Source organism: Hymenobacter volaticus (assembly GCF_022921055.1).
Taxonomy (GTDB): domain Bacteria; phylum Bacteroidota; class Bacteroidia; order Cytophagales; family Hymenobacteraceae; genus Hymenobacter; species Hymenobacter volaticus.
This window is the reverse complement of the sequence record NZ_CP095064.1, coordinates 50,217-71,348: the sequence shown is the minus strand read 5'-3', so window position 1 is coordinate 71,348 and position 21,132 is coordinate 50,217. Positions and strand designations below refer to the sequence as shown.

Sequence of the window (21,132 nt, the reverse complement as noted above, 5' to 3'; positions counted from 1 at the left end):
GTCAGCGCCGGGTCGGTGGTTATTTCCGGAGCAGCTTGACGTGGGCTTGGCCCTTGGCTCCGCGCAGGTGCAGGTAGTACAGTCCTTCGGCCGACAGCTGCGGCGAAAAGTCGAAGGTTACCGACTGTCCCGCGGCCGAAACCGTGCACTGGCCCTGGCTCAAGGTCGTGCCCAGCGAGGAAACCAGCGAGTAACTGACCTCGCCTTGGAAGGCGGCCGGCAGCTCGAGCGTGACGCGGCCATCAGTAGATGGATTGGGGTAGAGCTTGACCTGCGCGCTGTAGACGGGTAGCTTAGCCGGGGCACCGGGTGCCAAGGGGCTGGCAGCGGAGCGCGCCGCGGTAACCGGGGAAGCGGAGTTGCCGCTGAGCACCTCGATGGCCGACACTTTCGGCTGATCCACCCCGCCGGCCCCGGGCGCGAAGGCCAGCGCGAGCACCCCGTCGGTGACGGTCACCGAAAACGACTCGGTGGTGGCTGTCAACGGGCCTACCTTCTTGACAATGTCGTAGGCTTGGAGCACGGTGCTGCCTTCGGCCACCACGTCGAAGACGCGCTGGCCGGGGGCGTTCCAATAGAGCTCGGCAAAGTGGAGCTTGACGGTGTAGGTGCCGTTGGCCACGGGCAGACCGTAGGAGAAGGTGCCGTAGCGCTCGGTCTGATAGAGGGCATCGTCTTCGGTGCCGGCAATGGGCTGGTCGGTGGCGAATTCGGTGCCGCCGTACGCGAACTGATCCGTGCTGAAGCGGCCCACGCTCGTGCTGAGCTGCCCGCCGCCCACATTGAGACGCAGCACGGCGGTCGGACTCGCTTGGAGCACCTCGATGGCCGACACTTTCGGCTGGTCCACCCCGCCCGCGCCGGGGGCAAAAGCCAAGGAAAGCACCCCGTCGGTGACGGTAACGGGGAAGGACTCGGTGGTGGCCGTCAGCGGCCCGACTTTGCGCACAATGTCGTAGGCGCGGAGTACGGTTGTGTTTTCGGCGCGCACGTCGAAGACGCGCTGGCCGGTGCTGTTCCAGTAGAGTTCAGCAAAGTGCAGTTTGACCATATACTGCCCGTTGGCCACGGGCAGGTTGTAGGTGAACGCGCCGTAGCGCTCACTCTGGTAGAGCGCATCATCTTCGGTGCCAGCAATCGCCTGGTCGGTGGCAAACTCGCTGCCGCCCGTCGCGTACTGATCAGCCGCAAACGGGCCGGTACTCGTGCTTAACTGGCCACTACCCGCATTGAGGCGCAGCACGGCCGTCGTGGTAGGGGTGGAGTTGACGGTATAGATTTCAATGGCCGACACTTTCGCGTTGTCGATCAGGCCGTAGAAGTCCAAGGCAAGCTCCTCGTCGGCGGCCGTGACGAGCAGCCGTTCGGTGGTCGCCGTGAAGGCCCCACCTTCTGGTAGATGTCGTAGTCGTTCAACGCCACCAGCCCTTCCGCGGCCACATCGAACACGCGCTGGCCGGCGCGAGTGGCGTAGACCTCAGCAAAGTGAAGCACCACCTCGTACTGTTTGCCCCGGCTCACGGCAAAGCTGTAGCGAAAGTAGCGGCCGTAGCGCTCACTTTGGTAGAGGGCGTCGTCCTCGGTGCCGGCAATGGGCTGGTCGGTGGCGAAGGTAGCTCCGTCCGCGTTGAAGGGATCGGCGGCGAAGGTGCCAATAGCGTTAGTTACTTGGCTGCCGCCCGCATTCACGCGGTAGAGCACCCGGCCATCCGCCGGTTCGGGATTGACCGTGAGCGTGGTCTGACTGGCAGCACTGCGCAGCCCGCCACTGTCGGTCACCTCTAAGCTGAACACGTACGTGCCGGCCACCAGGTTGCTCACCAGCGGCGTGCGCCCACTCCGGCCGGTAATGACGGCCGGGCTAGGCCCGCTGACTTGCGACCAGATGTAGCCGACAATCGTGCCGTCGGGGTCGGTGCCAGCCCCGCTCAGGCGGGTACTCGTCGTGGGCAAGGTAAGCGGGGTGGTGGGGGCGGCGCGGGCCGTGGGCACCTGATTGACGGTATTGATCCCATACTTGAGGGTTGCGAAGTCCGAGGGACCCCCGCCGCTGGCGCCCGTAACGTAAACATTGTCGGCCGCGTCTATGGCCACGGCGTACGCCGCATCAGAGGAGGAGGATTGCGTGTAATATAAGGCCCAGAGCTGCTGGCCGTTGGCTCCGGCATACTTAAGCGTGCCGTAGTCCCCATTGCTGGCGCCCGTCACGTACACGTCACCCGCCGCGTTTACGGCCATAGCCGTCACATCATCCTCGCTCTCACCAGTTCCTCCGTCGTAGCGCGCCTCCCAGAGTTGCTGGCCACTGGCGGCCGCATACTTGAGGGTGGCGTAGTCCCAATCGCCTTTCGTGGGGTTGCGCGAGCGCCCCGTCACGAACACGTCGCCCGCCGCGTCCACGGCCACGTCAAACGCCTGTTCCAAACTGCGTGTTAGCACGCCGTTGTAGCGTACGTCCCACAGCTGCTGCCCGTTGGCCGCGTACTTGACCGTGGCGTAGTCAGGATAGTCGTCTGTGAAATACGTGGTGGTGCTGGAGGTGCCGGTCACCACCACGTTGCCGGCGGCGTCGACGGCCAACGCCACAGCCAGGTCATTGGCATTACCCGAGCCATTGTAGCGGTTCACCCACAGTTGCTCGCCGCTGGCCGTGTATTTGAGGGTCGCATAGTCTTTGGAAACCGAATCGCTGTCCCGCGAGATAGTACCCGTCACCAAGATATTGCCGGCCGCGTCCAGCGCGATGTCCACCGCTTCATCATTGCCCCCGGCCGCATTGTAGCGCGCCTCCCACAGGCGCTGCCCGCCGGGAGCGTACTTGACGGTCACATAATCGAGCTTGGTCCCCGTGCCGGCCGAGGTACCGGTCACGTACACGTTGCCGGCCGCGTCCAACCCCAGGCCGACCGCCTGGTCGGACCCATTGCCCGCCCCGTTGTAGCGCGCCGTCCACAACCGCTGGCCACTGGCCGAGTACTTGACGGTCGCATAGTCATCGCCCGAGCCCTGGTTAAACGAGCGGCCGGTCACGTAAACATTGCCTGCCGCATCCACGGCCAGATCCATGGGCACATCATCGCCGCCATTGTTGTAGCGGGCCACCCAGAGTTGTTGGCCGCTCGGGGAGTATTTGATAGTGGCATAGTCGTTAGCTTGCAGCGCGTTTTCTTCCCGGGCTCTGCCCGTCACATAGACATTGCCCGCCGCATCCACCACGAGGGCAGTCGCGACGTCTACCTTATTTTGTGGGCTGCCCGGGCCGGCGTAGCGCGCCACCCACTCGAGGCCGGGCGCGACGGTCGCCCCTGCCTGCCGGCGTGCTTGCGCCCGCCGGGGGGGCTGTATTTGCCGTTGGCGGGGGCCAGTAGGGGAGCGGTTTTTGACGATAGTCGCCTCGTCGGAAGCGCCTGCTGTACGGGGAGCGAGGGGGTGACTTGCGCCTGGGAGCTGGACACACCCAGCAGCCAACTTGCGGCCAAGGGCAGCAATCGGGTAATGGTTTGTTTCATAGGATGAGATAGAGAAAAAGAATACACCGCCGGTAGGGCGGCGAAAGAGGACAGCGCGCAATCAGTCCGTGAAGTTTCCTTGTTCAGGACCGGAGCGAGTCGGATTGCTAGTGTAAGGTCCGGTGAAGCGCGCAACAAAAACAAGGAGTAATTATATGATAATGCAGACGCACCGAAGGTTAATTTATAACCCCTTATCAATGAGATTCTAACAAGTTCCGAGTACGGACCTAAACGAATTTGCCCGCTGTTTCAGAGAGCCTCATGGGAGTTTAGGATCAACCAGACTGCGTCGATGCAGGCCCCACCTGTGGGGTGAAAGACTGACGAGTAGAAGCTCCTGCCCGATACGTTCTCAAGAAGCTTCTCTGCTCAATTGGCATTTTACGAACAGTGCGTGGCTGTTGCAGAACGCCGAATCATGCCGGCCATTTGCCCTACCTTCGATGTAGAGGACCGAGTTCAGCCGCTTAGAGCCGCCTTTTTTAGCTTGCAGCCACGAGAATAAGGCCATATAAGACGGAGTCGCTAGCCTTAACCAACCAGGGGTGCCGTTGCCTTCTGCTAAGCGGTAGCGGCGGCTCAGGATCTGGTAAGTAACCACAGAATTCCTACGGCCATACCAGCAAACAAGAGCAAGAAGAGGACACTGGTTACCTCATAGCCACCAATGGCAAAGTAACTAGGATTGGTGGGGGAGTAGCGAATCCTCACTTGCTGGCCTACCCGGAAATAGTCGCCCGCTTCCTGCGTACTAACCGAACTCGTGACCTCGATGCGAATGCCTTCCTGCGTAAAGAAGGCGACCCGTGGGGCGTACGAGACGCCATCGCCATCGGCCGTGCGCACGAGGGCCGTGATCGTGCCGGTCGTCGCAATCCCGTGCCAGCGCAAATACAACGCCCGTGAAGCGGTCCACCCAAAGAGCGCGACAGATGCCCCAACAGCCAGATACAGGATATAGTCCATAAAAGAAAGGCAATAAGCACCGTATCAACAGGTCGCCTGGCCACCTTATTGGACGGCTGGTTGAAGAAAGGTGACAAGCTTTTACCTGAGAGGTTTAGGTGCCCGCTCTGGTAGGTACAGGCTAGGGTAAGGCAAGCAGACGCCCGCTGTGAAATTTGTAATAGTGTGGCCCTTGCCTGCCTTCTTCTCCTAAGAGTCCCTGGAAAATGATGAGCTGGCTCGTAAGGCGAAAACGGATGGGTTGAAACGAGTCCGGCACCGTGCCGCCCCAGCAACAAACGCTGACCTCGTTGAAATACACGTGGCCCGAGGTGACATCCACAATCACGTAGCTCAAACATTCCGCTCCACAGCCCCACGTGGCCAGAACGTAATGGCCCGCAAAGTTGGGGCGTTGCTGCGCTACTTCCCGGATGCGGGTTCGAAACCGCCAAGCGGCCGTGTGAGGGACCAACTTCGGGGGCAGACGTCGGCCGGTATACCCTGCCGGGACCGGATAGGCGGCGAAGTCGGGGGTAGATTGGTGCCAATGAGGGAAGGAAGTCACGGTCGTTATTCCCCCAATCAGGCAAACAGTTAGGCAACGCATCAGTATAGGATAGGGCGGAACGAGTACATAGAGGAATGAGCAAGCAATATTGTTGAGGAATATGGCAAGTGCTATTCCTATGCTACCTGAAGGGGCTATTCAAACGTAACACTTTTCCGAGGTGCCGCTTATAACAACTATTATATAAATCGACTTTTCCCAGATGAGATAGGGAGTAGTTGTACTTGGCTAAACTTTTAAAGCCTTGGTTATCTATTGCTACTCGCAAAGAAGGAGGGTTTACTTGGTTCATCCTTTAGATTGAAGTGGATAATTAGGAAGAACTAGGACCCGCCTCAGCACGGCAGATGCCAAGCAGACTGCCCATTTGCCGTTTTCAAACAACGTTATAGAGCCATTTTAGCGGTTGCCTGGACAGTTGTTCAACGCTCCGGTGCAATCTACTTGCAGCCTGGCGGTTGGCCTGGTGGCTACGAGCTTTCTGCTCTTACTGGTAACAATAAAGCAAGGCCCTCAACAGTTAGTTGTTCTATTCTTAATTGGCTAGGGAATCGGTTGTTGAGCACCCCGTGACTACCAGTTGTAGTTGTCCAGGTGGCGCGTGTGGTAGCCACTAAGAGACGATAAATCAGCTGCTACAGAGCCCCAGCATAATCCTGGTTGAATTCGATTATCTTTCTAAGGCTTTTTCCGTTATGCGCTCCTTAGTTGCCTTTCTGCTTGCTGCCTGGGTGATTGCTGGCCATCCTGTTCTCGGGCAACGTCGACAGGCGGACGCTACGATGGAGGCTCCTTCGCTGAACACTTCTGGTAAATATTGGGGCGTAGCGACCGATCTAGGAACTGCTACGTTCGACGTGCAGGCGCTCAACACTTTTTTTGCGCCTTACACTACCGCTTCTCTTCCGCGGGAGGGCATCGCGCAGACCTTACAGTTCTTGGTGAGTCAGAAAGGCATTGGCTACGTCTCGCTTTATTACAAGCAGGCGCTCACCTTCCCGGAGTTGGATCGGGCAACGCCCTCCTTGTCGCTGCACCAACATACCTTCGGCTTTGAATTGAATAAAGTGCTGGTCGATAAACGCTTGAAGGTGGTGTTGCCCAGCGCCGGACTCGGCTATCGCTTCGTCAACGTGACGCATAGTTCAGCGCAACCAACTGTTCTGCCCCTCGATAGCCTCTTCCAGCAGGCGGGCTCGTTTACCTTGAGCACCTTCAACCTGACCGTGTCCGCGGGCGCGGGCCTGTACTATACGGTGCGCCACTTCAAGTCGGTGGCAATCCGCCAACTCGACCTCGGCCTGGCGGGTTCGTATGCCTATACCCTGCGCCCAGGGGAGTGGTATATTTTTGATACGGGCACCTCCGTGCCGGTGCCGCCCACCCGGCTAAACCACTATACGGTCCGATTTTCGATTGGCCTGCTACTAAATCGTTAAAGGTCGGTAGCAGGAAATAGTACCAATCAACCAGGAGACGTTACGAGGCATTTGTCACCTTATGAGGGTCGTTTAACCGCTGTCCAAGTGGCGCGTCACTGCTGTTTTGGTTATTCCAAGCTCTTTCTAAAGCAGTAGGGCAATTCCTCGCACACTCCCTGGGCACCGAGCGGCCGATTTCCAGCCCGCCTTTCTCGTTGCTCCCCTGGCTAGTCCCACCCGCTGGCCCGCATCCGTGGTTAGCGCTACAGGCGCAGTTAGTACGGGCTCCTACGCGATAATAGCTAACTTCCAGCTCCGTGGCCGGATTTCAAAACAGCTTAACTGGCATGAGCAGCTTAGTCCACGCAACTGCTGCACTACAGATGTTGAGCTTAAGCAAAAAGAATGAAAAGAGATACGCGTATTGTAATAGAAGCGTATAATCCTAGGTGGAGCAGCACCTATGAGGAGCTTAAACTGCTTTACCAAGCGAGCTTACAAGATTTACTGCTCGCAGTGGAACACGTAGGCAGTACTTCCGTGGTAGGATTGGCGGCCAAACCGATTCTCGATATTGACCTAGTAGTAGCCGATGAGGCGGCCATGCAAAAGGTTATAAGCAAACTGGCTCTGATCGGCTACCAGCACCAAGGCGATTTAGGCATTGTCGGTCGAGAGGCCTTTAAGTTAAACTCCGCAAATACTCCCTACAGTGCTTTTCAAAGAGAATGGCCAGCTCATCACTTATATGCTTGCTTGACCGGTAGTACCCCTTTGCGGAATCATTTATTGTTTCGGGACTACTTGCGCACTCATCGGGCAAAAGTGAGTGAGTATGGCCAGTTGAAAAAGCAACTAGCGACCCTGTATCCTACTAATATCCCGGAGTATGTAGCTGGGAAAACTGCTTTTATTACCACCTGCTTGAAACAAGCAGGAATTAGCCAAGATGAAGTTGACCAAATTATCCGACAAAATAACGTACCCTGAGTTCTACGCCCAACACGGCCTCCCCGTCAACCGGGCTGCCCCAGCACAATTCCAAGGCGCAGTCGCCCGTTGATTAACTTCTCACATCAGGCGAAGCTTGCGGAGTTAAATCTAGCCGCTGACTTTACTTGCCTTAGCCGGTCTGCTTAAGGCGTGCGGGAGGTCCCGGCTTTCTCGTAGAGCTCCACTTCTACCAGGCCCAGTGTACCTTTCGGTACCTCGCTGTCGGCCGGTTCCAACTTTTTCGGGGCGACCAGTTCCGTGATGGTATACGCCTCTTGGCTCTGGCCCGCCCCCGTCAACTCGATGCGCACGGTTCTGCCGGTGCGCGGCGCAAAGGCCGCCGTATAGTACCCCAGACTGCGCTCGGTGGTAGCGCGGAACACTTCCTGCCCGTCCACCAGAATACGGATCGGATACTGACTCCGGCGCCAGCCCACCAGCTTCATGCAAACTTCGCTGATGGCGGCGGGCCGCGCTAGCTCGTACTGAATCCAGGGCCCAGTCTGCTCTTTGCCGCTGACCCACTCCGACAGCTCGTTGTCGTCGTAGCTGGCCGCGGCTTGGTCTTGGTTGGAGCTAGCCGACACGCGGCGAATGGCCACGGCCGTGCGCAAGGGGGTATACGAGGGCGTCGACGGGGTTGGCCCGCGCGTCAGGCGTACCGGCACGCCTTCGGCCGGCAGCGTGGGATTCAGGCCATTCTTTACCGCTACCGGCTTGGATTTCAGGCTGACAGCAACCGAAGGCAAGCCCTGGGCCGACGCCTGCACCTTGATGGTGCCCGCCTTGGTGGTGGTGCGTACCAGCACGCGGTTTACGCCCCCTTCCACCGGCAGGCTTTGGGCCAGAATGTAATTGTTGGGCCCCTGGGCCAGGCCCCCGCGCCACTCGGCCGGACCGCTGAGGGTGAAGGTCACTAGATCCAGGGCGGTGGGGCAGCGGCGGCCCTGCGCGTCCACCACTTCCACTTGCACCAGCGCCAGGTCGGCGCCGTCGGCTTTCAGCCCCGCCGGGCTCAGGATGGGCGTGAGCTTGAGGGCCACGGGCGCGCCGGCGGTTTCCTGCGTGGCCTCACTGACTTTCTGCCCCTTGGCGTCGTAGCTGATGGCCGTGAGGTTACCCGGCTGCCAGGCAACGTTCCGGAAAGTGTAGAGGAAGCGGTGACTCGGCTCCCCAAAACCGAGCGACTTGCCATTCACCAGCAATTCCACCTGCTCGCCGCTCGAGACCACCGTCACGTCCTTGGTTACGCCGGCTTGATAGTTCCAGTGGCCGATGATATGGGTGCGGGCTTTCTCGGGATCCACCCAGCCGTCCCAGATCACCTGGTGGGCAAAGAAGCCGTCCTTGGCGATGCGCAGGGCATCGACCTCGCCGCTACGGCGGTAGTTTTCCGCCCCGCGGTAATGGGTGTTGGTGTCGGAGAAGACGATGTTGACCCCGCCCGAGTTGACGCGCTGGCCGGTGCCCGGCCGCTCGCGCCAGTAGTCGTACCAGCGCATCACGTTTTCGCGGGCGTGGGTGTCCTGGTTGCGGTTGTAGATGCTGGCGTCGGCATTTTTGTAGAGCGGGCCGGCCCCGTCCTTATGGTAGGGCGGGGAGAATTCATCCCAGTACTTGCGCAAGCCTTCGTCGCGCGAGTACTCCATGGCCCAGAGCGGCTTCGTCGCGCTTTTGTTGATGTAGAGCATCTCGCCCCCGTACTCGGCCTCGGCAATATCGAGCATCTCCCGCGCGCCGATGGCCCGCCCTGCGGGTCATATTGGTCGCGAATCGCTTTCATCTCGCGCATGTGCTCGGCGCTGATGGACTCGTTGCCCGACTCGTAGAACACGATGCTCGGGTTGTTGCGGTTGTAGATGATAGCCTCGCGCATGAGCGCGGTGCGCTGCTCCCAGCGGCGGCCCATTACGTCCTTTTCGGCATCGCCAGCGGGCATGGCTTGGAGCAGGCCTACCCGATCGCACGACTCCACGTCCTGTTTCCAGGGGGTGATGTGCATCCAGCGCACCAGGTTGCCGTTGCTTTCCACCATTAAGTTGTTGCTGAAGTCTGAGAGCCAGGGCGGCACACTCAGGCCCACGGCCGGCCACTCGTTGCTGGTGCGCTGGGCGTAGCCGTGCACCATCAGCACCCGGTCATTGAGGTAGATCATGCCGTTCTGAAACGCGGTTTTGCGAAAGCCCGTGCGGGTGTGCACCACGTCGGTAGGCTGGCCGTCCACCTGCAAGGTAGTGGCCACGTCGTAGAGGTAGCCGTAGCCCCAGCTCCAGAAGTGGAGGCTCGCCACGCGGCCGCGGGCGCGCACCAGCTTGGTTTCGCCCGGCGCCAGGGTGGTTTGCTCGCCGGTTAGCGTCCCCACCACCTTGCCGTCCGGGTCCGTGAGGGTGGCCGCGTAGCGAAAGGTGCGCGGCGTAGTACCCTCGTTCCTGACCTGCGACTCCGTGGTGATGGTGGCGCTGCGGCCCGCAATGTCGAACTGCTGGGCGTACACGTACACGCCGGTGGTGCCCAGGCCGGCGTAAAGCGGCAGGGTTTGGTAGAGCGGCTCGGTGACGTGCAGATACACGTTTTTGGGGATGCCGCCGTAGTTGGCGTTGAAGTTCTTGTCGCTCCACTGGTAGCCCGCGTTGCTAACTTGCTCCTTATAGTCCCAGCTGTTGTCGGTGCGCACGGCCACCACATTTTCCTGCCCGGCGGCCCGCAGAAACGTGGTCACGTCGAAGCCCACGGCCATGGCCCCGTTCTCGTGCCGGCCGACGAACTGGCCGTTCACGTAAAACTCACCCCCTTGGCGCACGCCCTCGAACTCGAGAAATACTTTCTTGCCCGCAGCTGTTTTGGGCAGCTTGAAGTGCTTGCGGTACCAGGCAATGCCGGTGGAGAGGTCCTTGATATCCTTTTGGAAGGCCTCGTCCTCGTTCCACGCCCAGGGCAGCGTGTGGTGCCCCCACTTGGCATCGTTGAAACCGGGTGCTTCGGCCCCGGGCGGATCGCCGACCAGCACCCGCCAATCCGGGTTGAAGTTGTACTTGTGCCGCACCGCAACCGCGGATTTCTGCGCGTGCAGGGGGGAGGCGGCCAGCAGGAGGAGCAGGGCTAGCCGCGGCGCTAGAGGAATTGTTGGCATACAAAGGCGGGAAATAGACGGGGGCATGGCGGCGGTGAGCAGCGAAACGTGTAGCCGGGAAAAGACGACGTTATTTGCTGCGGGCCGGGGCCGCGTCCAGCGTCAGCGTGCCGGCCGCCAGGCCGGGGGCCGAGGCACTGAGCGTAATTTTACCAGTTGGGGCGTTGGCCTTGACAATGGCCATGCACTGTCCCTGGTAGGCCTGGCGCGTCTGCGCCTGATAAAGCTCGTGACTGGCAATATTGCCGTTGTCGACGGCTACTACCGCGCCCGCGCCGCTGGCACTAAAGGTGAGTTGCTGGTCGGCATTGGGGCAGAGCACGCCGTTAGCATCAACCACGCGGGCCGTGATGTAGGCCACGTCGTCCCAGTCGTGGGTTAGCCGGGGGCGGTCGGTGCTCAGCACGATGCGGGCCGGTGGGCCGGCCGTTTTCAGCTCGTCGGTGGCCGCTACCTTGCCCTTGTTGCGGGCCACGGCGCGCAGGGTGCCCTTGGCAAACGTAACGTCCCAGGCGCGGGGCGAGTCGTCGGCCGGCTTGGGCTTACCCCCCAGGGACTTGCCGTTGAGAAACAACTCCACTTCGTCGCAGTTGCTGTACACCTGCACTTTGGCATCGTCGTAGGTGTCGAAGTCGGTAGGCGTCCAGTTGGCCACCCAGGCCCCGGCCCCGGCGTTTTCCGCTTTGCGCACCAGGCGCACCACGGGCTCGGCGCCCCACCAGCTCTGGCGCTGGTACGCGACGGGCCGCCAGTTGCCGGTCCGGTCAAACAAGCCCTGGCCGTTGGCGATTTCCGGCCAGTCGCCCTCGCCCAGGTAGTCGAAGCCGGTCCACAAGAACTGCCCGGCCAGGTAGGGCTTGTCGCGCAAAATCAGCCAGGCGGGCAGGTCGTGGCCGTTCTCGGTGCCGATGACTTTGCGGGTGGGCTTGGCCTCGTGGGCGGCCACCAACTCGGCATCCCGGTAGTTTTGGCCGACCACGTCCATGGTTTCCACGAAGCCGTTTTCGTAGACTTTGCTTTGGCCAGGGCGGAACAAGGCCATGGTCACCGGGCGGGTGGGGTCGGTTTGGTGCACCAGGTCCTGCTGCTGCTTATAAGTCTGGAAGCCCTCGGGACTGTTGAGGTTATCGCGAATTTCGTTGCCCACGCTGTAAAGCACGATGCTGGGGTGGTTGCGGTCGCGGCGCACCATGTCGCGGGTGTCGGCCTGCCACCAGTCCTTGAAAAAGCGGTTGTAGCCCTGCTCGGCGTTGTTTTTGGCCGCGGTCCAGGTGTCAAACGTTTCGTCGAGCACCACCAAGCCCATCCGGTCGCAGAGGTCCAAAAATTCGGGGGCCATCGGGTTGTGGGCCGTGCGGATGCCGTTGACGCCCACTTGCTTAAGCAACTCCAGTCGGCGCTCCCAGGCCCGCAGCGGCACGGCCGCGCCCAGGGCCCCGGCATCGTGGTGCAGGCATACGCCCTTGATTTTCAGGTTCTGGCCGTTCAGCCAAAAGCCGGTGGCGGCCTCAAACTTCACCTCCCGAATCCCGAAGGGCGTAGTTTGTTCATCCAGTACGGCTTTGCCAGCTAGCAGGCGCGTGGTGGCTCGGTAGAGCACGGGCTGCGTTAAACTCCAGCGCTGGGGCTTGGCTACCGGCAGGGTCTGGGTGAAGATCACGGTCTGGCCAGCCGCCACGGCCTGGTTGCTGCGGGTGGTAGCCACGGGCTTGCCGTTCGGGGCCAGCAGCGTGGTTTCCAGCGTGTAGGTGCCCGGCGCCGTGGCCTGGTTCTGCACTTCGGCCTGCACCTGCACCTGGGCCTGGGCGGCCGTGGCTTGCGGCGTGCTTACGAATACGCCGCCGTAGGTGAAGTGGGTAGGGGCCGTGCTCACCAGCCGCACGTGGCGGTAGATACCGGCGCCGGTGTAGTAGCGCGAGGCCGGCTGCACCGAGTTGTCGGCGCGCACGGCCAGCACGTTGGCCTTGCCCGGCACGAGGTAGGGCGTTAGGTCGTAGGCGAAGCTGCTATAGCCGTAGGGCCGCTGCCCGAGCTTGTGCCCGTTCAGCCACACCTCGCTGTTGGCCATCACCCCGTCGAATTCCACCCACACCTGGCGCTTGGTGTCGGCCGCGGGCAGGGTGAACTGCTTGCGGTACCAGCCCACGCCGCCGGGCAGGTAGCCGCCCCCGCGTGCGGGGGATTGGCGCGGTCGTACGGCCCGGCAATGCTCCAGTCGTGGGGCACGGCGACGGTTTTCCAGCCGGCATCATTAAAGGTAACTTGTTCGGCGCCGGGGGCATCCTGCAACGCAAAGCGCCAATCGGCATCGAAGGACGTGGTGAGGCGTGCGGGCGTCTGCGCGCGGGCGCTCACCGCGGCCAGCGCGGCGGTGAGTAGCAGCACGCTCCGCCGGGTAAGCGCCGGAATACGGAGTAGGGAAGGAGGCATGAGCAAGCAAGTCTGGTGGTTACTGGTCGGCAAGAACCACTTCGACCGGGCTGGAACTGTCCTGTACTTTGCTGGTTGGTTGCTCGCCCTGGCTTTCCCCGGGGTGTTCCCCGGGGTTGCTTGCGGGCTTGTTGGGAGAAGAAGTGAATTAAAAGCCAGCGGCCAGCCTTTTTGTCCGTCCCGGCATTGCGTGACGAATTGCGCGTTCTGCTCGGCTGAGCAGGACAGTACGGGTAACAATACGGGGGCCGTTGGTTGATTCTTATTCAGGCTGTAAAAGCAATAAGGTGTTCTAGGTTAGGTAGTAGAGGTAGTTAGGTAGTGGCCCGGGACCCTTACCGCTGAGTGCCGCCGGCCGGCCTTGGTGTTGCGGGCCGCGGGGCCGCCGACTAGGGAGAAGACGGCAGCAATCGACGATGCAGGCCGGAAACGGCGCTTCACCGGTCAGCCGGTAAGTGACATTAAAGGTCACCTACCTTTTTAGGGCGTAGTCCACCATCATTTTCTGGTACACGGGGTCCGATGCAGAACCCATGCCCCACCCGCCCCCGTGCACAATCACCAAGGCTGGCCACCGCTGATGGCCCCGCGCCGCGGGCGTAGCCAGGTCGAGCACCCAGGCGGGGCCGTTACCTTCCCGGTAACGAATGTCTTGGGCGACGGTAATCGGGTTGGCGTCCGCGTCCCGCATCCTATTGCTCGCACTATTTCCGGTTTTGGCCGCGCCGCGGCAGGAGGCAGCCGACAGCACCTTCTCGTGGGCGATAAAAGTGTTGGCGCAACCCCCGTTCCCGAACACAATCACCGGCGGCTGGCCCTCAGCCTTGGCGGCTTCAAGGTCTTTAAGCCGGTAGACGACGTACGCAGGCAAAGCGGCTTCGGTCGCGGCCATGGCTTTATGGGGCCACCGCTGCCGTTATCAACTACCTTGGAATCTATTACCTGCGCCAAGGCCGCCACCGTGCTTAGGCAAAGCAGCCCGGTGGTCGCAATGAATTTTCTCGTGCGGTCATGTGGGCGAATGAGACGGTTAATGCCGGGTGCACTAATACCTTTTTATTGACAATTAAGGCCTTGGTTTGGGGACAATCAGCCGTCCTGCTGCCGTTGCAACTAACTCTAGCCGGAATTAGAGCTCAACGCTACCCCGGAAAAGAGAGTTGATTGAACGCGGCGACGGCAGTCAACATACCGAGCACTCGTTTAAGCGTTTTCGTCTTTTGCGGCAGCAGGCTGGCATGGGCGGTGCATGAGAAAACCGCTGCGGCAGCACCCAGTTAGGCCAGGGGTGCAATGCTCTGCCTGCTAATCATCCATTTTTACGGAGTTACCCCAGGCAGTCTCTGCTATTTTGTTTGCAGCTGTAGGACGGTTACCGAATACGGGTCGAGCACTCGGGTGAAATGCGGCCCTACCCGTTTGATTTTAGACGTAGTTGGAATGATCTTTTTGGGTTCGGTTATACTATTGGTGTCCTCCGGCTTAACCCCTTTCAGCACCACCACTGTGGCGCTGGAAACCACTTTTGCAAGGCCCTGCAGGGTGACGTCAACGGGTTGCTTGGTGCCGAGGGTGTTAACCATTTTCAAGTACACCGTCCCCGTCTGATCGTTTTTCGTGGCGGCGTAGAACAGAGCAGGGACGGGCGCCGGAGTTTTCCCCTCCACACTGTCGCGCCGGGTGAGCGGGCGCTTGCGCAGCGGGATGCTGGCGCCCGTCGTGGGTACGATGTGGTCGCCCAGGTACTCGCTGAACATCTTTTGCACGTAGTACGAGGGCGAGCCGTAACTGGTCAGCGCATCGTACCCAATCAGGTCCGAATCCCACTGCCAGGCTTTGGGAGCAGTAGCCGTGGCCGTATTCACGTTGACAAACAAGGGGGCGTAGCACGACATTACAACCAGATCGGCGTTGCGCTCCATGCCGATCATCCAGGCGGCGTCGCCCAGGGCCGCGTTCAGATTCGTGGTGGGCAGGCCTTCGCGCGTCGCCCATTCGCCCACAAATATTTTGGGTCCGTTGCGGTCGTAGGCATCGTACTGGGCGGCGTTTTGCCACATATCCCAGGCATTGCGGTAATAGTGCTCATCCAGCAGCTCCGGTTTTTTCCCGCTGGTTACTTTCTGGGCAGGAAACTGCGCGTCGGCGATGGTGGAAATGCAGTGCAACTGGGGATATTTCGCTTCAATAGCTTCCCGAAACTGGTTGAACCGGCCATCGTAGCTGTTGGACCGGTCAAACCAGTCCTCGTTGCCAATCTCCACGTACCGCAGCTTGAACGGGGCGGGGTGCCCGTCGGCGGCGCGTTTGGCGCCCCAGTACGTGCTGGCGTCCCCCATCACGTACTCGATTTCGTTAAGGGCATCCTCCACGTGCGGCTTCAACAGGGGCCCGGCATCGATATGGTCGCCTTGCAGCGAATAGCCGGCGTACACCCCCAGCAGGGGCTCGGCCTTGATCTCTTCGCACCAAAGCAAAAACTCCAGCAGCCCCATGCCATCCGATGCGCGGTACCCCCAGGAGCCCCGGTGACCCGGCCGGCTTTCCAGTGGCCCCAGGGTTGTTTTCCAGGGGAAGGCATCGGTCAGCAGGGGGCCTTCCAGGTAGTTGCCGCCCGGGAAGCGCAGAAACTTCGGCTTCATGTCGAGCATCATCTGCGTCAGATCCGGCCGGTTGCCGTTGGGGCGGTTGTTGTACGTGGGCGGAAACAGCGACACCAAATTGAAGTAGTATAGGCCGGGGCGAGTAGTGGAAACCACGAACCGGGCATCTTTCGTGGGTTTTACGCTAGCCCCGGTGGTCAGCGTCACCTGGTACTTTTTCCAAAAGATGCTTTTCTCCAGGTTCACGGTGCCCGTGGCGTACACCGTTTTGCCATCGTTGCTTTCGATAGTCACCTGTATCGGGCCGGCGGTGTTATCCTCTATAACCGGCTTGGCGGGCGGGGTAGGCTGCCCGGGGCGGGGGCGGGGCGGGGGAACGCTGCCCCCGCCTTTCAGGTAGAAAGAAGCTTGGTAGGTGGTGGCTGGCTTCACGGGGATGCCCCAGTACCCTGCGTTGGCGATGCCGACCCGGCCGTCGGCCTTTTCCACGGTCAGACGCAAGCAGGTGGTCAGTGCCTCGTTGATGGCGTGTCGGCGCTCATCATACGGCACGTTGTCTTGGGTGGCGGCCATTAGTTGAATGGAGGCGTTGGAGCCGGTATTGTCCTGCACGAGGCTCCAGGCCTCGGGCGAGGTCGGATTATCCTTAAAGATGCGGTTGCGGATGAGTTCGGCATACAGCCCCCCATCGTAGGAATGGTTGATTTCCTCGGTCATCAGGCCGTAGAGCATGGGGCTGACCGCGGCACCCGGCTTCGTGAAGTCCAGCGTGAGCGTAGGCTTCTGGGCCTGTACCGGCGACAGCAGGGCAAGAATGCTAAAAGCGAGGATGCCAAGGGTTGCTTTGGCTTCGGCAAATGTGGTGTTAGTAACGGGTTTTTTCATAGGGGAGGTAGTTGAGAACGAAAGGCACTGGGCGCACTTGCTGCCAGCCCGGTTTCGGCAAGGCGACCAGCATCATTTACTCGCCATACTTGTCGAAGGGGTCGTTGGTAGAGAATGGTGATCGTGGGGATAAGGCGCTGGCCACCTACCACCGGATGGTACTTGCCAAAGCCGTATTCGTGCCCGCCCGTACTGCCCGAGCCCGTTGCCGATAGCTGCGGTGGTTATAGCTATCGGAATAGATGCAGAAGCCCGCCGGGTACAGGGAGTAGCGCGGCACTTGGGTTGTGTTAGCGGAAAAATGCTCATCAACGCATCGTAGTGCCTAGGCGAAACGCCTGGGCGTTGACAGCTCGAGGCATCAGAATGAGCCCGTGCGGGTTGTACAAACATATCTTTTATAAAGAAGTTACGCAATCGATTGAGTCGAAAAGTCAATGATACACCAAACTTTATAAGTCTATCTAAGCCATAAAGTTAACCACTCCCTAAAATCTCTGCCCGGCAATGGGCACAATCGAATGCGTAAAATCAGCGTTTGCTCGCCAAGCTTATTTGCCCCGATCTCAGGAAAGTGGAATAGGGTTGTGGCTAACAATGCAGCTCCCTAGCGATTTGGCCACCTGGCTCCGTAGCCGCCGGACACGCTAGGTACTGCTTGACTGCTGGGGACATAGGTGCGGCCCCTGCGTGAAAGCCCTGCCCAAACCCAAATAGCTGCCCGCGCAATAGGGCAGCCAGTCGCTCTCCTTCGTATTGCCATGGTACAGACCGACGACGAGCGCTACTGGCAGCAGGGAAAGGGTCTGCTAGAGGGGGAAGCTGAAAAGGACAGTATCTTCTTCTAACATAACTCAGCAACTGAACAACAACTCACGGCGGAAGCGGCGGCGCGCTGCTGAAGCCTTTCGGTTTGGAGCGTTGCGTCTGGGCAGTGAAAGTCAAAGCACGCAAGCTGCCGCGCGGCAGGTAGGCTATCAGCCCCAAACTGCTTTCCAAACGGCAGTAAGCCGGGTTTCCCGACTCGAGGTGGACAGTAAGGAAAATGCAACGGCGGCCCTGCGGGGAAGACCGGCTGAACGACTCTTGTTTCTCTACTGGAACGCGCCTCTCTAGAATGAAACAAGGAAGAGGGTAGGAGGCGGACGGAAGCGGGTCGAATGAGGGGAGCACCTGCGTGTTACGAGACACGCGATAAAGATAGTTTTCTATATCGAGCGCAAAGGCAATTGCCTTATCTTGAGAGAGATAAACGCCTCGCTCGCTTCCTGTCACGACCGCATTAGATAAGCGGCGTTGCGAGATGGGTTCTTTTTTTACTGCTAACCTCGGTTATGGTCCGTGGGGCGTCATTCTCGGCACCGGGTTTTCATCCCGGACGTAGTAATCAAAGTGCCTTTTCATTTCCGCAAAATACTGCGCTCCCACCTCTCTCAGCGCATGGGTGGCGCCTTCGTATAAAATGAAGCGCGTCGGGTGTTGGCACGCATATAATGCTTGAACCAGTTCCAGTGCTTCCGCCGCCGGCACTCGCCAGTCCGAGCTGCCGTGTTGAACAAGCAACGGCGTTGTTTTACTCATCTTGTCGGCCCAAAAAACGGCCGACCTCGCTTTTAGTACCGCCTCTTTGTTCGTCGCGTAACCCGGTATTACTTCCGAATACTCACTTTCCAAATCCGGCCGGTTTTTGATGTGGGTCACAGGATTGGTCACGCCCGAATTCACGGCGGCGGCTTTAAAGCGGCTCGTACTTTTCAGGGCCAGATACGTCATCATGCCGCCCCGGCTTCCGCCTTCTATCCCAATTCTTGACGTATCGGCATTGGGCACTTGGGAAAGCGCCGGAAGCAGATTCAGGACATCCTGCACCTCTTTTCCTCCGAGCTCCTCTTTCCCTTCTCCGCCATCGTTGCCTCGGTACTGACTGGCGATCACCACATACTTCCAGGTGGCCATGCGGCCCAGGGTATAAGCAATTTGAACCGTATCCCATTGGCCATACTCTCTATTGCCACCCCGGTTGGAAATGATACAAGGGTAGTTGCCCTTTTCCTTTGGCTCGGCCAGGTAGCCGGTCACCCGCAAGCCATCCGACAAATACGTAATCCGATAAAAAGCAACGCCTCGCAAATTCCTACTGAACTCGGGATTACGGCGCGCAAATTCTTTGAACACTCCTTCCGCTAAAAGGAAGGGCTTTTTACGGAGGATTCTCCCATCCTGCGCCCAACTCGAATGGCTGCTCAACAAAGCAGGAAGTATCACACCGATAGCTACTTTCATTCTTTTAGTTTTAGTGGTTATCACACAACAAGTAGCTAAGTGGCATAATCCGGTTATCTGCACTCTGGATGGAGTAGCCGGAGGCTTCCTCTGCTGCATGGTTTTTTCTACGAGTAGCTACTGCTTTACTTTCCTACTTTCCAGCCGGCTAGCAGGTGACGGCTAGTCCTCGTGTCTCCCCACTGCGACCGTACCCCGTGTTCCCTCGCTTTCCCTGAGGTGGTTGAGTAGAGCGGGCCAGATTAAGGCCTTGTCTTTGCTTGAGAAGGTCTAGCTACGTGGGGCAGATGCTACCACCGAATGCGTGCCGTTCTTAAGGGGGAACTAGCAACCCGCACCAAGAAGATAAGGAGCCGCGTTTTTAGGAGAGGGGAGGGGACGCCGGGGGGTGGCGCACTGCAGGGGCGGCCCCAAAGAAACGCAGGGCTAAGTAGCCCACCACCGGCATCTCCACCAGAAAGGCCAGCTTGCGCAGCCAGTCCGTGCGCCAGAGTTCGGCCAGCAGGGCCGCCGAATAGGCGCCTTGATCTAGCTGTTGCTCCAGCGGCAGCTGATAGCACAAAGTGGACGTCCAAGCCAAGGCATGGCAGCCCAGGAGCACCCACAGGCCCCAACGCGGCACCTGCGCGGGCCAACAGCGCAGCAGACTTACGGCCACGAGCGTGGTAACGATCATGGGCAGCACCAACACGGGCAGCGCCCGCGCCCCGGCCACCGTGTGCCACTGCGCGAACTCGGCCGGACTCAGATACGGCCCCAGATCCTGCCAGCTCTGGTAGTCGACGATTTCGGCCATCAGCGCGGCCCCACAACAGTAGCCGGCCAGCAACACATAGAGCACAAACAAGCGGGAGGAAGCAGACGCGGCCATGGCAGCTAACCAGTAAGAACCCCGGCGGAGTGCCGACGCGCCCAAACCTACATCGGCGTGGGCGCGGGGGCCTTGTAAAAATGGAACCTTAGCGCCGGCCGGCATAAAAATCAGCGGCCGCACTCGGCGCGTGCTGGTAGGTGGTGGGCGAGAGGCCGGTGAAGGCGGTAAAATCTTTGATTAGGTGGGCCTGGTCATAGTAGTTGAACTGGTAGACCAGATCCAGCCAACTCGGCGGGGGTGCCTGCACCAGGGCTTGATGCAGAGCATTGAAGCGCACGACCCGACTCATTTGTTTGGGGCTGCGGCCGACCTGCTCGGCAAAGTGACGGGCTAAAAATTGCCGGCTCACGCGCAACTCCCGTGCCCAAGCCTGTACCGCGCCCGCGCCCGGGTGCTGAGCCAGCTGGTGCAGGATATAATCGCTGTAAGTGGGCGACTGCGCCAGCACCGGGAGGCGGTCACTGAGAAAGGCATCCAACCGCTCGACGCGCGCCGCGGGGCTAAGCGCGTCCTGCAACTGCGCTTGCAGGAGGCGGACGGGTGGCCCGAAGAAAGCCTCCAGGTCCAACGGCTGGCTGGTAAGTTCGTGCATGGGATAGCGCAGTAAGTGGTGCACCACGCCGGGCCGGAAAAACACCCCGGCAATGCCGCAGGGGCGGGCAAGTGCAGCCGCCAGGGAGCAAAGGGCTGCAAGAGGGCATAGGCGGCGGGCAATACCCACGAGCAGGCCGCTTGCATGAACCCCGACGGGGCCTGGGTCTGGAATTGGAAGACAAACCCATCCAGGGCGTTGGGCGTGAGCAGATGCGTGAGCGGATGGGCATCGGCGGGCGTGGTTTCCACCAGCCAGTAGCGGGCCACGTAAGGGCGCAGACAAGGCGCGGGAGCAAACTCGTGGAAGGTCATACGGCCAGCAGCGCCGGGAGCGTGGGGCCCGGGCGTCGTGCAGAGGGAATATAAGGAAGAACCCGTAGCTAACCGAGCGATTATATCTAAAGCGCTTGCGTTATCGGCCGAAGCAGCTCGCTACCTCGACTTTACGTACAGGATACGCTCGTTTACACGAGGTAAAAGGGACCGTTTGTAGCGGAGTGAAGTTCGCGTTCCGTGGCTTGAAGTGAGGTGGATTTAGGAGTTTTTCCGTGCTATCTTCTACCAGCAGGGAGGGAATATAGCGGCTGAGCTACCTGGATGAAGCGGTGGGTTATGCGCATCGGAGCCCACGCTAGGAGACTTGCCTCGACGTGTCCTAAAAAGTCAGCATGAGGACCCCGGGTGAAACATTGATTCTATAGATGGCTCGCTGAGACGCTCCGCGTGGCTGGTTCACCAGGTCAAAGGCTAATCAAGCAGATGCTGTTATTCTAAGAAAAGACTCGTTTTTGTACGCACCTCATTTCTACTATTCCTCTCCCTGCGCACGATACAGGTAAGTACGCTTCGCTTGCAGCTAGGCGTGTCCTATACCTTATCTTCCGGCTTAGC

General features: G+C 59.9%; 16 protein-coding genes and 1 pseudogene. 3 read left to right on the top strand and 14 right to left on the bottom strand.

Going from position 1 to position 21,132, the window contains the following annotated elements:
* Positions 1 to 19: 19 nt before the first annotated feature.
* The 4 genes from MUN86_RS25880 to MUN86_RS25865 form a co-directional block, all read right to left on the bottom strand.
* Positions 20 to 1,327 (bottom strand): malectin domain-containing carbohydrate-binding protein, encoded by a 1,308-nt coding sequence (locus MUN86_RS25880; protein WP_245126899.1) that lies wholly within the window; start codon positions 1,325 to 1,327, stop codon positions 20 to 22.
* Entirely contained in the window at positions 1,309 to 3,570 is a 2,262-nt protein-coding gene (locus MUN86_RS25875; RefSeq protein ID WP_245126898.1) for a malectin domain-containing carbohydrate-binding protein, read from the bottom strand. Before MUN86_RS25875 ends, MUN86_RS25880 begins: the two co-directional genes overlap by 19 nt.
* Positions 3,571 to 4,091: 521 nt before the next feature.
* Positions 4,092 to 4,478 (bottom strand): DUF3592 domain-containing protein, encoded by a 387-nt coding sequence (locus MUN86_RS25870; RefSeq protein WP_245126897.1) that lies wholly within the window; start codon positions 4,476 to 4,478, stop codon positions 4,092 to 4,094.
* A gap of 121 nt (positions 4,479 to 4,599) precedes the next feature.
* Positions 4,600 to 5,067 carry a hypothetical protein gene (locus tag MUN86_RS25865; RefSeq protein WP_245126896.1) on the bottom strand — a complete coding sequence of 156 codons (468 nt, stop codon included), beginning with the start codon at positions 5,065 to 5,067 and terminating at the stop codon, positions 4,600 to 4,602.
* Positions 5,068 to 5,723: 656 nt separating this feature from the next.
* Between MUN86_RS25865 and MUN86_RS25860 the strand changes: the two genes are divergently transcribed.
* A complete protein-coding gene (locus MUN86_RS25860) occupies positions 5,724 to 6,467 on the top strand; it encodes a hypothetical protein (RefSeq protein WP_245126895.1) in 744 nt (247 codons plus the stop codon).
* A gap of 387 nt (positions 6,468 to 6,854) precedes the next feature.
* Positions 6,855 to 7,439, top strand: coding sequence for a GrpB family protein (locus tag MUN86_RS25855; RefSeq protein WP_245126894.1), 585 nt, complete (start codon positions 6,855 to 6,857; stop codon positions 7,437 to 7,439).
* A gap of 146 nt (positions 7,440 to 7,585) precedes the next feature.
* Here the strand turns inward: MUN86_RS25855 and MUN86_RS25850 are convergent.
* From MUN86_RS25850 to MUN86_RS25810, 10 genes and pseudogenes are all read right to left on the bottom strand, one after another.
* Positions 7,586 to 10,572, bottom strand: a pseudogene (locus tag MUN86_RS25850) (glycoside hydrolase family 2 protein).
* A gap of 70 nt (positions 10,573 to 10,642) precedes the next feature.
* On the bottom strand, positions 10,643 to 12,718 hold the full coding sequence (locus MUN86_RS25845) for a glycoside hydrolase family 2 TIM barrel-domain containing protein (protein WP_245126893.1): 2,076 nt from the start codon (positions 12,716 to 12,718) through the stop codon (positions 10,643 to 10,645).
* Positions 12,640 to 13,002 (bottom strand): hypothetical protein, encoded by a 363-nt coding sequence (locus tag MUN86_RS25840; protein WP_245126892.1) that lies wholly within the window; start codon positions 13,000 to 13,002, stop codon positions 12,640 to 12,642. Before MUN86_RS25840 ends, MUN86_RS25845 begins: the two co-directional genes overlap by 79 nt.
* 297 nt (positions 13,003 to 13,299) lie before the next feature.
* On the bottom strand, positions 13,300 to 13,443 hold the full coding sequence (locus MUN86_RS25835; protein ID WP_245126891.1) for a hypothetical protein: 144 nt from the start codon (positions 13,441 to 13,443) through the stop codon (positions 13,300 to 13,302).
* Positions 13,444 to 13,474: 31 nt separating this feature from the next.
* Positions 13,475 to 13,894, bottom strand: coding sequence for a hypothetical protein (locus tag MUN86_RS25830; protein WP_245126890.1), 420 nt, complete (start codon positions 13,892 to 13,894; stop codon positions 13,475 to 13,477).
* A 454-nt stretch (positions 13,895 to 14,348) separates the two neighbouring features.
* Positions 14,349 to 16,490 carry an alpha-L-arabinofuranosidase family protein gene (locus tag MUN86_RS25825; protein WP_245126889.1) on the bottom strand — a complete coding sequence of 714 codons (2,142 nt, stop codon included), beginning with the start codon at positions 16,488 to 16,490 and terminating at the stop codon, positions 14,349 to 14,351.
* A gap of 145 nt (positions 16,491 to 16,635) precedes the next feature.
* On the bottom strand, positions 16,636 to 16,770 hold the full coding sequence (locus tag MUN86_RS31405) for a hypothetical protein (RefSeq protein WP_280640671.1): 135 nt from the start codon (positions 16,768 to 16,770) through the stop codon (positions 16,636 to 16,638).
* A gap of 1,052 nt (positions 16,771 to 17,822) precedes the next feature.
* Entirely contained in the window at positions 17,823 to 18,773 is a 951-nt protein-coding gene (locus tag MUN86_RS25820) for an alpha/beta hydrolase family protein (protein WP_245126888.1), read from the bottom strand.
* A gap of 361 nt (positions 18,774 to 19,134) precedes the next feature.
* A complete protein-coding gene (locus MUN86_RS25815; RefSeq protein ID WP_245126887.1) occupies positions 19,135 to 19,749 on the bottom strand; it encodes a hypothetical protein in 615 nt (204 codons plus the stop codon).
* A complete protein-coding gene (locus tag MUN86_RS25810) occupies positions 19,733 to 20,368 on the bottom strand; it encodes an AraC family transcriptional regulator (protein WP_245126886.1) in 636 nt (211 codons plus the stop codon). The genes MUN86_RS25815 and MUN86_RS25810 overlap by 17 nt, the downstream gene beginning before the upstream one ends.
* Before the next feature lie 11 nt (positions 20,369 to 20,379).
* Between MUN86_RS25810 and MUN86_RS25805 the strand changes: the two genes are divergently transcribed.
* On the top strand, positions 20,380 to 20,607 hold the full coding sequence (locus tag MUN86_RS25805) for a hypothetical protein (RefSeq protein WP_245126885.1): 228 nt from the start codon (positions 20,380 to 20,382) through the stop codon (positions 20,605 to 20,607).
* Positions 20,608 to 21,132: the final 525 nt, after the last annotated feature.

Bases quoted from the DNA above. Each gene is read 5' to 3' on its own strand.
- MUN86_RS25840 (WP_245126892.1), bottom strand. From the start codon at position 13,002: ATGCCTCCTTCCCTACTCCGTATTCCGGCGCTTACCCGGCGGAGCGTG.
- MUN86_RS25825 (WP_245126889.1), bottom strand. From the start codon at position 16,490: ATGAAAAAACCCGTTACTAACACCACATTTGCCGAAGCCAAAGCAACC.
- MUN86_RS25830 (WP_245126890.1), bottom strand. From the start codon at position 13,894: ATGGCCGCGACCGAAGCCGCTTTGCCTGCGTACGTCGTCTACCGGCTT.
- MUN86_RS25865 (WP_245126896.1), bottom strand. From the start codon at position 5,067: ATGCGTTGCCTAACTGTTTGCCTGATTGGGGGAATAACGACCGTGACT.
- MUN86_RS25870 (WP_245126897.1), bottom strand. From the start codon at position 4,478: ATGGACTATATCCTGTATCTGGCTGTTGGGGCATCTGTCGCGCTCTTT.
- MUN86_RS25815 (WP_245126887.1), bottom strand. From the start codon at position 19,749: ATGCCGGCCGGCGCTAAGGTTCCATTTTTACAAGGCCCCCGCGCCCAC.
- MUN86_RS25820 (WP_245126888.1), bottom strand. From the start codon at position 18,773: ATGAAAGTAGCTATCGGTGTGATACTTCCTGCTTTGTTGAGCAGCCAT.
- MUN86_RS25860 (WP_245126895.1), top strand. From the start codon at position 5,724: ATGCGCTCCTTAGTTGCCTTTCTGCTTGCTGCCTGGGTGATTGCTGGC.
- MUN86_RS25855 (WP_245126894.1), top strand. From the start codon at position 6,855: ATGAAAAGAGATACGCGTATTGTAATAGAAGCGTATAATCCTAGGTGG.